The following is a 14496-nucleotide window of genomic DNA, read 5'->3' as shown; positions in this document are numbered from 1 at the left end:
CTGACGCCAGCTTGGGCGCGACCTGCACGGGCGACTCCTCCGCCTGACGGGAGGCCGCCATGCTGCGCCAGCTGCTGCTCTCCGACTTCCGTACCGAGGGCCCCACCGCGGGCCATGGCTGGCTCCTGGTCCAGCGCGAATTCCCCTCGGTGCAGCTGGCCCCGCTCTCGGCCGGAAGGGGCGCCCGGGTGCTCCGGCTGGACGCCTCCGAATGGAACGCGCCTTCCTTCGACCCCATGGCCTGGGATGGCCGCATCCTCGACGCGGCGATGAGCACCGAGTGGCTGGCCTTCCACCTGGAGGGCGCCAGCCGCGAGGCGCTCGTGGTGGCCGCGCTCGAAATCCTCACCCGCTACCAGTGCCTGATTGCCCGCCGCAACCCGGCCTCGTCCACCTCGCTGTTCAGCCGGCTGCTGGCGCGCCATCGTTCCCTGCATGACTTGAGGCACCCGGACGTGCGCGCGGACTTCTACCGCGCGATGGACGCCTGGCAGTGGACGCTGCGGCTGCGGCCCGACGCGGATGTGCCGGTGCAGGCCGCGGCCCTCCTGCGTGCCCCGGAGCAGCCCACCGGGGCAGCGCAGGCGCTGCGCGCCTTCGACCGCGTCCACCCGGTGCGCGGCGCGGACCGCGCGGTGCAGGTGCTGGAGGAAGCGGGCGCGGACGACACCCTCTGCCGGCGCGTGCGTGAGCTGGTGACGAGCGCCGGGCCCCCGGGCAACGCGAAGCGGGATATGGCGCTGCTGGACGCCGCGGGCGCGCTGTCCTTCTTCACGCGGGACGCCTCCGCATACTTTCGCGAGACGGTTCCGGAGCACCGCCGCCGGCACGTGGCCCGCGTGCTCGCGGCCCTCCAGCCCGAGCACCTTCCCTGGCTGGGGCACACGCGCCTGGCACCCGCGGTACGCGCCCAGCTCGAGTCCTTGCTCGCCACCGTCTTCCCCTCGGAGGCCGGCGCACGCGGGGGGCCCCCGCGCACCGCCCGGCTGGAGACCGCCATCACCGGCTAGGCATGCACGGTGCGGTCCGTGGGACCTCCCTGCGGGTCATTCATGGTGACGTCCCCCGTCAGGCCGGCTGCCCGCTGGCGCTCGGTCAGCTCACGCAGGTCGCGCTCCTGCTTGTGGCCGAAGGCTCCGCCCAGAATCACGGCCAGGAGGAGGACGGAGAAGATGACGATTCCCAGAAGCGTGGCTCCAACAATGGTCATGGGCTGACACCTCGTGGCAGGGGCCGCGCTTCATGGGACAGCGCGCGGCCACGTGGGGCTTCACCCCGCAAAGGTGTGTCGTCCCACCGCTCGCGGCGCCGCCTCCCCGGATGCCCTCTCGCTGGACGCCCGCACGCCCGGCGGGCGTCCCTGCCACGCGTTACCGCGCCGGCGTGGCCGTCACCTCGAAGCGCGGCAGGCGCAGCCAGAAGCGCGTGCCCTCGTGCGAGGTGGACGTCACCTGCAGCACACCGCCATGGGCCCGCACGATTTCGTGGGTGATGTAGAGCCCCAGCCCCAGCCCGTTGCGCTGCGCGCTGCGCATGTCCTGGGCGCGCACGAAGGGGTCGAAGATGTGGGCCAGCCGCTCCTCCGGGATGGGCAGCCCCCAGTTGTGTACGTCCAGCCGGATGCCGCCTTCGTCGTCCCGCACGGCCACGCTGACGGAGGTGTCCTCGGGGGAGTACTGCACGGCGTTGCCCACCAGGTTGGAGGCCGCCTGCGCGATGCGGTCCGCGTCCCACTCCCCCCAGCCATTGCCAGCGAGGGTGAGCTCGAAGCGGCGCATGGGGTGTGCCACCTCCAGCTCCTCCACCACCTGCCGCACGACGTCGTGCAGGTTCATCCGCGCGCGTGACAGCGCGTAGCCGCCGCCCAGCCGCGTGCGCGTGAAGTCCAGCAGGTCGTTGATCATCCGCGCCATCCGGTCCGCGGAGATGGAGATGCGGTTGACGGCCTTGCGCTGCGGCTCCCCCAGCCCGCCGTAGCGCAAGAGCAGCGCCGCGTTGCCGGAGATGGCCTGGAGCGGATTGCGCAAGTCGTGCCCCAGGATGCCCAGGAACTGCTCGCGGAACACCGCCGTCTGCCGCGCGGCCTCCTCGCGCTTGAGCCCCTCCTCCACCCGCTTGCGCTCGATGGCGTAGCGCAGCGCCCGCACCAGCAGCGGCCCCGTCACCTGCCCCTTCACCAGGTAGTCCTGCGCGCCCTCGTGGACGGCCCGCACCGCCAGCCGCTCGTCGTCCGTGCCGGTGAGCACCACCAGCGGCACCGACGGCGCGGCATTCAGCAGGCGCGGGATGTTGGCCACGCCCTGTCCGTCCGGCAGCGACAGGTCCAGCAGCACCGCGTCCACACCCGAGGCCTCCAGCACGCGCACCGCGTCCGCCAGCCGCTCCACGTGGACGACGTCGAACTGCGCGGTGGCAATCTCCTTCAGCTCCTCCTGGAGCAGCCGCGCGTCACCCGGGTTGTCCTCCACCAGCAGCAGGCGCAGCGGCCGGCCCTCCGTGCTCCGGTCGCTCATGAAGCCTCGGGCCTGGGCGGCAGCCGGACCACCGACAGCCAGAAGTCATCGATGGAGCGCACCACGGAGATGAACTGCTCCAGGTCCACCGGCTTCGCGATGTAGCAGTTCGCGTGCAGGTCATAGGTGCGCAGGATGTCCTCCTCCGCCTTGGACGTGGTGAGCACCACCACGGGGATGCGGCGCAGGGACGGGTCGACCTTGATTTCCGCCAGCACCTCGCGCCCGTCCTTCCGGGGCAGGTTGAGGTCCAGCAGGATGAGGTCGGGCCGGGCGGCATTCGAATACGCGCCTACGCGCCGGAGGAAGGCCAGGGCCTCCACCCCGTCGCGCGCCACCGACAGGCGGTTGCGCACCTTGCCCTCCTTGAGGGCCTCGATGGTCAGCCGCACGTCACCGGGGTTGTCCTCGACGAGGAGGATTTCAATCGGGCTGCCAGTCGCGTCGTGACTCATGTCTTCAAGCCTCCGGAGGGGGCGGGACGGTGGGCAGGGTGAACCAGAAGGCCGTGCCTTCGCCCGGCCGGGACTCCACGCCGATGCGGCCGCCGTGGCGCTCGACGATTTTCTTGCAGATGGCCAGGCCAATCCCCGTGCCCGGGTACTCCTCCTTGCCGTGGAGCCGCTGGAAGATGACGAAGATGCGCTCGAAGTACTCCGGGGCGATGCCGATGCCCCAGTCGCGGACCGTGAAGCGGACCTGGTCGCCCTCGGGCTCCGCGCTCACCTGGACACGCGGCGGCGCGCTCCCGTGGAACTTCAGCGCGTTGCCCACGAGGTTCTGGAACAGCAGCGTGAGCTGCGTCTCGTCCGCGAGCACGGCGGGCAGGGGGCCGTGCTCCACGGTGGCGCGCGTCTCGTCGATGGCGGCGCGGAGGTTGGCCATCGCCCGCTCCAGCGCCCGGCCCGCGTCGCAGGACCGCAAATCCCTGCCCCGCGTCCCCACCCGCGAATAGGCCAGCAGGTCCTGGATGAGCCGCTGCATGCGGTTGACGCCATCCACCGCGTAGTGGATGAACGCGTCGGCGTCCGCGTCCAGCTTGCCCTTGTAGCGCCGCCCCAGGAGCTGCGTGTAGCTGGCCACCATGCGCAGCGGCTCCTGCAGGTCGTGCGACGCCACGTACGCGAACTGCTGGAGTTCCTCGTTGGAGCGGGCCAGCTCCTGGGCGCGCTGCTGCAGCGCCTCCTCGGCGCGCCGCCGCTCCACGCCCTGGGCGATGGCGTCCGACACCGCCGCCAGCGCGGCCACCGCCTCCTCGCCCAGGGGGCTGAGGCCATAGACGCCGAGCACACCGACCAGCTGCCCGCGCACCATCAGCGGCATGCCCGCGAACGAGCGGATGCCCGCCTCCTCCAGCCAGGCGCGGTCCAGCACGCGCGCGTCGCCCGACAGGTCATCCACCCGGAGCTGCGCGCGCAGCCGGGCCACCTCGCTCACCATGCTCGGGCCCTCCACGCGGATCCGCACCCACTTGTCGCGCGGCGGCGCGGTGGGTCCGGCGTTTCCCGCCAGCTCCAGGGTGTGGGTCTCGCGCGCGTAGAGCCATAGCCGGGCCGTCTGCGCCCCCAGGTGCGTTACCAGCGCGCTCGCACAGCCCTGGAGGATGTCCGGGATACGGCCCTCCCGGGCCAGGGCGAGGCTCACCTCGGCGCGCAATGCCTCCAGCCGTCGGGCCGCGGCCTCGCGCTCCAGCCGCCGGGCGGACTCCTCCACCTGGCGCTGGGCGGAGATGTCGGTGGTGGTGCCCACCCACTCGCGCAGCGCCCCATTGGGATTGAACACCGGCACGGCGCGCACGCGGGTGGGGGTGTAGCGCCCATCCGGACGGCGCAGGCGGTACTCCGTCTCATAGGGGCGGCGCTGCTCCACCGCGGCGAACCAGGCCCGGGCCGCCGCGTCCCGGTCCTCCGGGTGCACGGCGGACAGCCACCCATGCCCCCGCCACTCGGCATAGGTCTGTCCGGTGAAGGCGCGCCAGGAAGGGCTGTCCTCCTCGATGTCGCCATCGGGGCGCGTCACCCAGACGGCCTGGGTGGAGGCGGTGACCAGCGAGCGGAAGCGCTCCTCGACTCGCCGCGCGTCCTTGATGAGCCGGGCGTTGTCGAGCGCCACCGCCGCGCGCTCGGCGAGCTGCGAGGCGAGCAGGACGTCCGCCTGGCTGAAGCGCCGGCCGGACTCCGCGTGGAACAGGGAGAGCGCGCCAATGGTCCGCCCACGCGCCGGGAGCGGCAACACCATGGCCGAGCGCAGCCCCAGCTCCCGCACGAGGCGCAGGTGCTCCGCGTCGCGAGTGCTCGCCACCAGCAGCGCATCCGGGATGTCCGTCAGCAGCATCGGCTCCCCGGTGCGGATGACGGCCAGCACGCCCATGGCGTCGCCGTGGCGCGGCGGGTAGCGCACCCGTAGCTCCTCGCCAAAGCGGACCTTGTCCGGGTCCACGTGGGCCACGCCCACCTGCCGCGTGGAGCCGTCCTCGTAGGCGATTTCGATGGCGCACCAGTCCGCCAGGAGCGGCACCACCAGCCGCGTCAGCGCCGCGAGCGTGGCCTCGTAGTCGAGCGAGGCCGAGGACAGCAGCGCGCTGGCCTCGGCCAGCAGCCGCATGGTGTCCGCGGCGCGCTTCTGCTCCTCGATGTCCGTGCAGGTGCCGAACCATTGGACGATGCGCCCGGCGTCGTCGCGCACCGGGTGCGCCCGTCCCAGGTGCCAGCGCCACACGCCGTCATGGCGGCGGCAGCGGTACTCCACCTCGTAGGGCTCGCCGGTGCGCAGAGACTCCGCCCAGCGCCGGCCCGCCTCCTCCAGGTCATCGGGGTGGAAGGCCCTCCGCCAGCCGTCGCCCCGCGACTGCTCCGGGGTGAGGCCCGTGTAGGCGTACCAGCGAGCGTTGTAGTACTCGTGGTGGCCGTCCGCGCGGGTCACCCAGATGAGCTGAGGAATGCTCTCGGCGAGCAACTGCAAGGCGTCCACACCCGAGGGGACGGGCAGCGAGCCCGGGCCCGGGAGCTCCGGGGCCGCGTCCGGAGGACTTCGAAGGGGGGGCGTCATGGAAGGCACCCGACGTTAACAGCCCGCACCGAAGCCGCCCTCCTGGGAGCGGACGGCTTTTCAGCAGCCGACAGTCACGTCCTGCGCCCGCTCCACGCCCGGCAGCCTGGGTGACGCAGGGAGCGGAAGTGTCGCGCCCCCGTCAGGACTCCGGCCCTGGAGGGCACGTGTCTGTCATTGCCCCGACACGGCCCCGAGACTTCCCTGCAAGCCTTCGAGCGGCTCATGCCCCCAGGCCCGTGCCCGGCTTGGGGCAGCCGGACAGGCGCGCCCCTCCCTCCACTCCGGCTCTGCCTCCCTGCGGACAGGGAGCGAGCAACTCCCACCTGGCAGGTTCAAGGGACGCGCACCACCTTCCGCGAGCGGATATCGCCTGAAGGGGATAGTCCGTGTGAGGAGTGTGACACTGCATGTGGACCCCATCTCCCCGTCGAGTCCGTCCCGCGCCGTGGCGCTTGCGCGGAGGCATTCGCGCGCCGGCCCGTCCGCTGGGGCCCGGCCTCTCGGCCGCCGATGTTCACGCGCCGGCCCGCGCCTACCGGGGACGGCCGCACGGGGCGTCCTCGGTGGCGTGCGGGCTGGCGCTCACGACGCTGGGAGGCGCGGGCATCCAGGTGCTGGGGCCGTCGTGTCTGGAGCGGCTGCGTCGACGGAAGCGAGGCCATCATCGCTGGTGGCACCGCTCCCAGGAGCCGCTGATGGAGTCCATGGAGACGGCACTGGCCATGGCCCTGCTGGGTGTGTCCGTCCTCCCCCTGGCGGGTGAAGACACGCCCATGGCGCACTCCGCCTTCATCGAGGACGCGGAGACCCCGCACGGCCGGCACGCGGTCTCGGACGACGAGGACGCACCACCCGCGGATCGGGATGATGGGGTGGATGACCTCGACTTCGAGGCCGCCTTCGCGTCCTACTAGCGCGCCTGTTAACACGGGGCCCATGACGACTGCGCCCCGCCCCAATCCGCTGCTGTCGGACCGCGACGTGGACTTCCAGCTCTACGAGGTGCTGGACGCCACGGCGCTGTGCGCGCTGCCCGCCTTCACGGAGCACTCGCGCGACACCTTCACGCTGCTGATGGACAGCACGCGCCGCTTCGCCCGCGAGGTGTTGTACCCCACCTACCGCGCCATGGACGCCCAGCCGCCGTCGTTCCAGGACGGCCGCGTCCGGGTCCACCCGCTGATGCGCGAGCTGTACCCGCGCATGGTGGAGCTGGGCCTGCTGACCGCCACCCGCCCACCCGAGGTCGGCGGACAGCAGCTGCCCCTCACCGTGCACGCGGCGTCCACGGCCTACCTCATGGCGGCCAACCTCAGCGTCTACGCGTGGCTGGGCCTGACGCTGGGCGCGGCGCACCTGCTGGAGGTGTTCGGCTCGCCGGAGGTGAAGGCCTCCTTCATGGAGCCGATGTACCGGGGCGAGTGGACGGGCACCATGGCGCTCACCGAGCCCCAGGCGGGCAGCAGCCTCGCGGACGTGCGCACGCGCGCGTCGCCCGCGCCGGACGGGACGTGGCGCATCCAGGGCTCGAAAATCTTCATCAGCGGCGCGGACCAGGACTTCAGCGAGAACGTGGTGCACCTGACGCTGGCGCGCATCGAGGGCGCGGAGGACGGCACGCGGGGCATCTCCCTCTTCGCGGTGCCCTCGCGGCGGCCCGAGGGCGGGAAGCTGGTGGACAACGACGTCAAGGTGGCGGGCGTCATCCACAAGATTGGCTGGAAGGGCATCCCCAGCCTCGTCCTCAACTACGGTGAGTCCGGTGACTGCCACGGCTGGCTGGTGGGGCCTCCCGGGCGCGGCCTGGCGTGCATGTTCCAGATGATGAACGAGGCGCGCATCATGGTGGGCATGAACGGCGTGGCCACCGCGACGGTGGCCTACCACGAGGCCGTGGCCTACGCGCGCGAGCGCCCCCAGGGCCGCCCCGCCGGACTGCGCGACGCCACGCGCCCGCAGACGCCCATCATCGAGCACGCGGACGTCCGGAGGATGCTGCTGCGCCAGAAGGCGATTGTCGAAGGCGGACTCGCGCTGCTGCTCGCCGCCTCGTACCAGGCCGACGTCGCGGGGCACGCCCCGGACGAGGCCGAGCGCCGACGCGCGGGCCTGCTGGTGGACCTGCTGACGCCGGTGGCGAAGTCGTTCCCCGCCGAGCGCGGCTTCGAGGCCAACGCGCTCGCGGTGCAGGTGCACGGCGGCTATGGCTACTCCAGCGAGTACCTGCCGGAGGCCTGGCTGAGAGACCAGAAGCTCAACAGCATCCACGAGGGCACCACCGGCATCCAGGGCCTGGACTTGCTGGGGCGCAAGGTGGTGGCCGGAGGCGGCGCGGCGCTCCAGGCCTTCGCGGAGGAGGTCGGCGCCACGCTGGCGCGAGCGCGCGCCGCGGGCGTGACGGAGGCGTGGTGCGAGGCGCTCGAGCAAGCCCTGGCGGAGACCACCGCGGTGGTGGCGGAGCTGGGCGCTCGCGGCATGTCCGGCGAGGTGGAGCTGATGCTGCGCCACAGCGCGGACTTCCTGGACCTCTTCGGCGTGCTCGCGGTGGCGTGGCGCTGGCTGGCCCAGGCCGCGGCGGCACAGGAGGCGCTGTCACGTGGCGCGCCGGAGCGCGACTTCTACGAGGGCAAGCTGGCCGCCGCGCAGTATTGGTTCGCGGTGGAGCTCCCCCGCGTGCCCCTGCTGGCGAGGCTCTGCCGGACAGGCGAGGATTCCTACGCGCGCATGCGCCCGGAATGGTTCTGAGTGCACACCCCGCCATGCCCCGCCTCGGACGCCGCACGATTCTCCTGCATGAATCGTTGGAGCCCGTAAGATGTAAAGAGTGACTGTTTCTTTCCACCTGTGCCAGCCCGGTGGAGGCGCGTCGTGTGGTGCCTGCTGCGGCCTCTATAACTTCCGGGACCATTCCCGCATGGCGGTGGCGGAGCAGCTCGCCATGCAGACGGAGCGGCTGCGCCGTGTGCCCTGGGAAGCGTCGGCGTGGCAGGAGGCCGCGCGTGAGCTGCTGGCGGCCCGGCGCGCGGAGCCCATGTTCTCCGCGGTGCGGGTGTGTCCGCTGCTCGGCTTCCTCGACAACGAGCGCAAGCGGGTGGGCTGCCTGGCCCACCCCCTGACGACGGGCGGCGTGGACCTGCGCGACTGCGGCGTGTACCGCTCGTCGGTGTGTGAGACGTTCACCTGTCCCTCGTTCGGGTGGCTCACGGACGCCCAGGCGCGGCTGGTGCAGGCGGCCTGCGCGGACTGGTACCTGTATGGTCTGGTCATCACCGACGTGGAGTTCGTCCGCGGCTGCCTGCGCCTGCTGGAGTGGGAGCTGGCCGGCCCCGCGCGCCCGGAGGTGCTGATGGAGCAGCCCGAGGCCCTGGCCGCCGTCCGCCGGCTGTTCGCGCTGAAGGAGACGGCGCCCCGGCGTGGGAAGAACGCCACGGTGTTCGGCCGCTTCAACCGCGACGCCGACGGCGAGCCCGTCCCCCGCACGCTGGACTACGCGAAGCTGGGCATGCGCGCGGCTCCGGAGGACGACGTGGTGCTGTGCCTGGGCTACGCGCCGGAGAACGGCACGGAGCTGCTGGGTGCCCGCGAGCTGGTGCGCTCGCACGTGAAGGCCGTGGCCCGCGCGCTGGCGGCGTAGCCCGCCGCGCCTCCGTCTTCCGTCCGCTGCCCCACAGCGTCCCGCGACAAGTGTCCATCCCCCATCGCCGCTTTCCAACGCGCGGCTCCCACCCGAGGGCCAGCGCACGCACTTTGCACGGGAAGGCGCGAAACGGACCGAGTGGGAACTCTGGGGGAACGGAATGGGAAAAGGATGGGCGTGGGTGGGAATGCTGGGCCTCTGCGCGTTGGCGTCGGGTTGCCGTGAGCGGGAGCCCCGGGCGGCAGTCACCGCCCCCAGCGGTGTCGAAGCGAACACGGCGGACAGCCGCGCGGAGGTCGCTCCCGCGACGGCCGTGAGGCGTCAGACAGAGACAGCGGCCGTCCAGCCCGCAACGGCGGTGCCAACACAAGCACCGACGGAGACAGCGGCCATCCAGCCCGCGACGGCAGTGCCACCACAAGCGCCCACGGAGACAACGGCCATCCAGCCCGCCACGGCGGTGCCAGCACAGGCCCCCGCACAGAACACCACGGCGCAGGCGCCGCTGCAGGAAGGTGCACCCGTGCGCGCACCAGCGCCGGTGGCCAACACCAACGCGCCCGCGGGCCGGGTGATGATTGGCTCCGAGGCGGTCCAGGCGAGTGAGGACGAGGACTGGTACCTGGGCGCGGCGCGCGCGGCCCAGGATGCGGCGCAGGGCACGGGGGGCTCGGGCAGCGCCGACCTGGACGAAGTGGTCATCGCCACCAGCATGGTGAACGGGCGCGTCACCCGCGTGAAGAAGAACACCATCACCGTGAAGGACCGGGAGGGTGGCGAGTACGAGCTGGAGCTGGACCGCCGCAGCCGTGGCCTGCGCCAGGGCCGCAAGGTGCCGCTGCGCCAGCTCCAGGAAGGCACGCCGGTGCGCGCGCAGTTCGTCCTGATGGGGGGCCGCACCGTCGCGCGCGACGTGCAGATCCGCAATTGAGCCCTGCCCGTGCCGTGGTAGGGCCTCCCGCCCGGAGGGCCCGCCTGGCACGGCCATCGTCCTGCCCGCTCGCCCGCTGAGCGAGCGGGACTGGGGACACCGGCTTTCGCCCGCGGTTCTCTCCTCCCTAGAGGTCGGGGAGGTGTCCCCGGAGGCGAGCGCATGCAGGTGCCCAGTCCACGGCAGGTCCAGACGCCCGGCGGGTCGCGCGCCAGGGGGGCGCTCGCGCCGCGAGCCACCGAGCCCCAGCGTCCCCGGAGACCGCGTCGCGCGTGGCTGGGCCTGTTCGCGGTGCTCGGCGCGGTGGCTGCGTGCACGCCGCGCGGCACGGCCCAGCCACCCATCCCTCCACCGCCCCGGGTCTCCGCGTCCCAGGTGACGAAGCTGCTACCGCCCAAGGTCCAGGACCGCGAAGGCTGGGCCCGTGACGTGCTGGCCGCGCTGGAGGTGGAGGAGATTGCCCCGTCACCGCCCGCGGTGTGCTCGGTGCTCGCCGTCATCGAGCAGGAGTCCGGCTACAAGGTGGACCCGCCCGTGGCCGGCCTGCCGCGCATGGTCCGCGCCCGCCTGGAGGCGCACGCGGACAAGCTGGGCCCCCTGGGCCACAAGGTCCTGGCGTCCGTGCTGGAGGGCCGGGCGAAGGGCAGCAAGAAGACGTTCAATGAGCGGCTGCGCACGCTGCGCACCGAGCGCGACCTGGACCGGCTCTACCGTGACATGCTCGCGTACTACGAGGACGAATACCCGAGCACGTTCAAGGTCGTGGACTTCGCCAGCGGGCTCTTCGCCTCGGGAAACCTGGGGGAGCACAACCCCGTTACCACCGCGGGCTCCATGCAGGTCAGCGTGCGCTACGCCCTGGAGAAGGCGGGCGAGGACGCGGACCCGGTGGAGGTGCGCGAGTCGCTGTACACCCGCGCGGGGGGCGTGCGTTACGGCACCGCGCGGCTGCTGGGTTACGAGGCCGCCTATCCGGAGCCGCTCTTCCGCTTCGCGGACTACAACGCGGGTGTCTACGCCTCGCGCAACGCGGCGCTCCAGTCCCAGGTGAGCCGCCTCACCGGCCACCCGCTGGCACCGGACGGCGACCTCCAGCTCTACGACAAGCAGGGCGAGCCGCGCGGCGAGGACAGCAAGTCGCTGCTGGCGTTGCTCGCCTTCCGGCAGCGCTTCGCCCCGGAGCTCAGCGAGCGGACGGTTCGCCGCGATGTGCGCAAGGAGAAGGAGGCGGAGTTCGAATCCACCGACACCTTCCGCGCGGTGAAGCGCGTCTACCAGCGGGAGACGGGCGAGTCGCCCTCCTACGCCCAGCTTCCCCGGGTGACGCTCCAGAGCCCGAAGCTGAAGCGCGAGCTCACCACGGCGTGGTTCGCGCGCAACGTGGACCGGCGCTACCAGAAGTGCATGGCCCGCTACCGCGCGCTGACGGCGAAGTAGCCCGGGCGAGCCACCTGACACCGCCGGCCCGAATCACTCCAGGTCCGGCGGTGCGGGGCGGGCCTCAGCGCTTCGCGGGCGGCGCGAAGTGCTTGTCGGAAATCTTCATCTCCGTGACGGCGCCGTACTTCCGGGCCATGTCGCGAATCTCCGACGCCTTGCCGATGAGGACGAAGGTGAGGTCCTCCGGCGCGGGCAGCTTGCGCTGGATGATGCCGTGGATGCCCTCACGCGTGGTGGCGGAGACGGCGCTGGCGAAGCCGTCCACGTCGCTGGCGTCCAGCCCGTAGAAGGCCAGCTCCGACAGCTTGCCCGCCACCTGCGACCCCGTCTCCAGCGTGGGCGGGAACTGCCCCAGCACGTACGACTTCGCGGAGGCGAGCATGGCGTCATCCATGCCGGACTTCCGGTAGCCGGACAGCACCTCCAGCGCCAGGTCGATGGCGCGGCCGGTGGACTCCGTCTTCGTGTACGAGGCGATGACGACGGGCCCTGGACGCGAGTGGCGGATGAACACGGAGCTGGCGCCGTAGCTCAGGCCGGACTTCACGCGCAGCTCGGTGTTGAGCAGCGAGGTGAAGCGCCCACCGAACACCGTCTCCGCCAGCTTCACCGAGGCGCGGTCCGGGTCATCGCGGGCGATGCCGGTGTTGCCAATCCAGAAGTACGTCTGGGTGGCGTCCGGCTTGTCCACCAGCAGCACGCGCCGGCCCTTGGAGACCGCCGTGGCGGGCACGGTGGGGACGGGCGCGGCGGCCCGGGCCCAGCCGCCGAGCGCGGACTCCAGCTTCTTCGCGAGCGCTTTCGCGTCGAAGTCGCCCACCACGGAGAGGATGAGCCGGTCTCCGCCGAGGTGGTTCTTCGCGTACGCGAGCACGTCCTCGCGCGACAGCCCCGGGAGTGACGCCTCGCTGCCGTTGACGGGCGTGCCGTACGGATGCCCGGCGAAGTGGAAGGCCTGGAAGTACGTGCCAATGAGCATGCGCGGGTCGCTGTCCTTCGCGGCCGCGATCTCCGACGCCCGCCTCGCGCGGACCTTCTCCAGCTCCTTCGCGTCGAAGCGCGGGCGGGTGAGCAGGTCGGTGAGCAGCTCCACCATCAGCCCGGTGTCGCGCGACATGAACTGGCCGCTGATGACCAGGGCCTCCAGGTTGGCGGCCACCTGAATCGCGCCGCCCACGCCGTCGACGGCCTCGGCGAACTGCCGGGCGTCCCGCGCGCCAGCGCCCTTCTGCAGCAGCTCGCCCGTGAGGGCGGCCAGTCCCTCCTTGCCAGCGGGGTCGCCCAGCGCGCCGCCGCGCACCCACGCGCTGAACGAGACGAGCGGCAGCTCCTTGCGCTCCACCAGCTGGAGCTTCGCGCCGTTCTTCAGCGTGACGACGGTGGCCTTGGGAAGCGTCACGCCCTGCTGCGCCGAGGCCGCGGCGGCTTTCGGCGCGGTGGCAGCGCTCTGCGCCGCGGCGGGGACGGAGGACAACACCAGCGTGGTGAACGCGGCCTTCCAGGTGAGGGGGGCGCTCATCGCGAGGCCTCCTTGCGGGTATCGGGGGGAGCGGCCTGCGCGTCGTCGGGCACGAGCCAGCCAACGGTGCGGCGCTGGGAGTTGAACACACGCGCGGCGACCTTGCGGATGTCGTCACGCGTCACGCGCTCATATCGGGCGGGCGCGTCGAAGAGCTGGCGGTAGTCGCCGCGGAACGTCTCCGCGGCGCCCAGCGCGCGGCCCCGGCCGTTGATGGTCTCCAGGCTGCGCCAGAACTGGGACAGGGTGATGTTGCGCGCCTTCTGGAGCTCGGCGTCACTGACGCCGTCCTTGACGACGCGAGCCAGCTCCTCGGTGAGCAGGGCTTCGACCTTGGAGAGGTCGGCCCCGGGCGGCAAGTCCGCGTAGACCCAGACGAGCGACGGGTCGAAGCCGGGGCTGAAGTGGGTGTTGACGCGGAGGGCGGCGCGCTCCTCCTCCACGAGGCGGCGGTGCAGCCGCGAGGATTCACCGTCGGCGAGGATGCTCAGGAGCAGCTCCAGCGCCTCGACGTCCGCGTCCTTGCCGGACATGCCGTGGTAGGCGAGCTGGATGAGCGGGGCCTGGGCCTGCTTCCGCACGACGATGCGGCGCTCACCCTGCTGCTCGGGCTCCTTCGTGCGGACGGGCTCGGGCGCGGGCTGGGAGGGGATGGGCTCCAGGTACTTCTCCGCGAGCGCGAAGATTTCCGCGGGCGTGACGGCGCCCGTGAAGATGAGCGTGGCGTTGTTGGGGGCGTAGTACGTCTTGTAGTAGCGCTGGAGGTCCTCGATGCGCCACGACTCGATGTCGGACGGCCACCCGATGACGGGGAACTGGTACGGGTGGGCCACGAAGGCGGTGGCCTGCACCTGCTCCATCAGGGCGCCCATGTTGTCGTTGTCGATGGCGGAGCGGCGCTCCGAGTAGACGACGCCGCGCTCGGACTCGATGACCTTGGGGTCGATGGCCAGGTGCTGGAGCCGGTCGGCCTCGAGGTCGAAGATGACGTCGAGCGCGGAGCGGGGGAACCAGTCCATGTAGACGGTGACGTCCTCGGAGGTGAAGGCGTTGTTGGCGCCGCCGTTGGACTCCATGACGCGGTCGAACTCACCGGGGCCGTACTTCTTCGCGCCGTTGAACATCATGTGCTCGAAGAAGTGGGACAGGCCGGTGATGCCCGGGTACTCGTTCCGGCCGCCGACGCGGAACCAGTTGTAGAGGACGACGCTGGGAATGTCGTGGTCGGGCCAGACGATGACCTTGAGCCCGTTCTTGAGGGTGCGGGACTCGATGCCGGCGCCCAGCTTGGGCGCGGCGGCCACGGAGGACTTCGCCACCGTCTTGCCCTGCGTCTGCGCACAGGCCACGGGGCCGGAGAGCAGGGCCAGACACGAGGTCCAGAGTAACGACTGACGGAACATCC

The 14496-nt window shown here is 71.8% G+C and carries 12 protein-coding genes; 6 read left to right on the top strand and 6 right to left on the bottom strand.

Annotated elements, in window-relative coordinates; translation table 11 throughout:
- Positions 1-59 precede the first annotated feature (59 nt).
- Complete coding sequence (locus VZL07_RS18370; protein ID WP_426756875.1) at positions 60-1010, top strand: DUF4202 domain-containing protein; 951 nt, start codon at positions 60-62, stop codon at positions 1008-1010.
- Here VZL07_RS18370 and VZL07_RS18365 read toward each other — a convergent pair.
- From VZL07_RS18365 to VZL07_RS18350, 4 genes are all read right to left on the bottom strand, one after another.
- Positions 1007-1210, bottom strand: a complete 204-nt coding sequence (locus tag VZL07_RS18365; protein ID WP_426756874.1) for a hypothetical protein — start codon at positions 1208-1210, stop codon at positions 1007-1009. The two genes, VZL07_RS18370 and VZL07_RS18365, sit on opposite strands and share 4 nt — an antisense overlap.
- 160 nt (positions 1211-1370) lie before the next feature.
- A complete protein-coding gene (locus VZL07_RS18360) occupies positions 1371-2513 on the bottom strand; it encodes an ATP-binding protein (protein ID WP_426756873.1) in 1143 nt (380 codons plus the stop codon).
- Complete coding sequence (locus VZL07_RS18355) at positions 2510-2968, bottom strand: response regulator (protein WP_426756872.1); 459 nt, start codon at positions 2966-2968, stop codon at positions 2510-2512. The genes VZL07_RS18360 and VZL07_RS18355 overlap by 4 nt, the downstream gene beginning before the upstream one ends.
- Before the next feature lie 4 nt (positions 2969-2972).
- Positions 2973-5561, bottom strand: a complete 2589-nt coding sequence (locus tag VZL07_RS18350) for a PAS domain-containing protein (RefSeq protein ID WP_426756871.1) — start codon at positions 5559-5561, stop codon at positions 2973-2975.
- A gap of 410 nt (positions 5562-5971) precedes the next feature.
- On the opposite strand from VZL07_RS18350, the gene VZL07_RS18345 reads away from it, so the two are divergent.
- The 5 genes from VZL07_RS18345 (at position 5972) to VZL07_RS18325 (ending at position 11569) form a co-directional block, all read left to right on the top strand.
- Positions 5972-6478: a hypothetical protein gene (locus tag VZL07_RS18345; protein WP_426756870.1), complete on the top strand. Its 507-nt coding sequence runs from the start codon at positions 5972-5974 to the stop codon at positions 6476-6478.
- A gap of 22 nt (positions 6479-6500) precedes the next feature.
- Complete coding sequence (locus VZL07_RS18340; RefSeq protein ID WP_426756869.1) at positions 6501-8309, top strand: acyl-CoA dehydrogenase; 1809 nt, start codon at positions 6501-6503, stop codon at positions 8307-8309.
- 79 nt (positions 8310-8388) lie between these two features.
- On the top strand, positions 8389-9198 hold the full coding sequence (locus tag VZL07_RS18335; RefSeq protein WP_426756868.1) for a hypothetical protein: 810 nt from the start codon (positions 8389-8391) through the stop codon (positions 9196-9198).
- A 526-nt stretch (positions 9199-9724) separates the two neighbouring features.
- The gene (locus tag VZL07_RS18330; RefSeq protein WP_426756867.1) at positions 9725-10132 is read left to right on the top strand and encodes a hypothetical protein; all 408 of its coding nucleotides are present in this window, start codon (positions 9725-9727) and stop codon (positions 10130-10132) included.
- A 162-nt stretch (positions 10133-10294) separates the two neighbouring features.
- Entirely contained in the window at positions 10295-11569 is a 1275-nt protein-coding gene (locus VZL07_RS18325; RefSeq protein ID WP_426756866.1) for a DUF1615 family protein, read from the top strand.
- Between the two features lie 64 nt (positions 11570-11633).
- On the opposite strand, the gene VZL07_RS18320 is transcribed toward VZL07_RS18325, so the two are convergent.
- Positions 11634-13091 carry a M16 family metallopeptidase gene (locus tag VZL07_RS18320; RefSeq protein ID WP_426756865.1) on the bottom strand — a complete coding sequence of 486 codons (1458 nt, stop codon included), beginning with the start codon at positions 13089-13091 and terminating at the stop codon, positions 11634-11636.
- A complete protein-coding gene (locus VZL07_RS18315) occupies positions 13088-14494 on the bottom strand; it encodes a M16 family metallopeptidase (RefSeq protein ID WP_426756864.1) in 1407 nt (468 codons plus the stop codon). The genes VZL07_RS18320 and VZL07_RS18315 overlap by 4 nt, the downstream gene beginning before the upstream one ends.
- Positions 14495-14496: the final 2 nt, after the last annotated feature.

The sequence above is a fragment of the Pseudomyxococcus flavus genome, from assembly GCF_050038885.1.
Lineage (GTDB): Bacteria > Myxococcota > Myxococcia > Myxococcales > Myxococcaceae > Myxococcus > Myxococcus flavus.
Note: the sequence above shows the minus strand (reverse complement) of the source record. Positions and strands in the feature narration are given on the sequence as shown.

What these genes read in the sequence shown, in the direction of transcription:
- VZL07_RS18350 (WP_426756871.1), bottom strand. Translation starts at nt 5,561, where the DNA reads ATGACGCCCCCCCTTCGAAGTCCTCCGGACGCGGCCCCGGAGCTCCCG.
- VZL07_RS18365 (WP_426756874.1), bottom strand. Translation starts at nt 1,210, where the DNA reads ATGACCATTGTTGGAGCCACGCTTCTGGGAATCGTCATCTTCTCCGTC.
- VZL07_RS18340 (WP_426756869.1), top strand. Translation starts at nt 6,501, where the DNA reads ATGACGACTGCGCCCCGCCCCAATCCGCTGCTGTCGGACCGCGACGTG.
- VZL07_RS18320 (WP_426756865.1), bottom strand. Translation starts at nt 13,091, where the DNA reads ATGAGCGCCCCCCTCACCTGGAAGGCCGCGTTCACCACGCTGGTGTTG.
- VZL07_RS18315 (WP_426756864.1), bottom strand. Translation starts at nt 14,494, where the DNA reads ATGTTCCGTCAGTCGTTACTCTGGACCTCGTGTCTGGCCCTGCTCTCC.
- VZL07_RS18345 (WP_426756870.1), top strand. Translation starts at nt 5,972, where the DNA reads ATGTGGACCCCATCTCCCCGTCGAGTCCGTCCCGCGCCGTGGCGCTTG.
- VZL07_RS18355 (WP_426756872.1), bottom strand. Translation starts at nt 2,968, where the DNA reads ATGAGTCACGACGCGACTGGCAGCCCGATTGAAATCCTCCTCGTCGAG.
- VZL07_RS18370 (WP_426756875.1), top strand. Translation starts at nt 60, where the DNA reads ATGCTGCGCCAGCTGCTGCTCTCCGACTTCCGTACCGAGGGCCCCACC.
- VZL07_RS18360 (WP_426756873.1), bottom strand. Translation starts at nt 2,513, where the DNA reads ATGAGCGACCGGAGCACGGAGGGCCGGCCGCTGCGCCTGCTGCTGGTG.
- VZL07_RS18325 (WP_426756866.1), top strand. Translation starts at nt 10,295, where the DNA reads ATGCAGGTGCCCAGTCCACGGCAGGTCCAGACGCCCGGCGGGTCGCGC.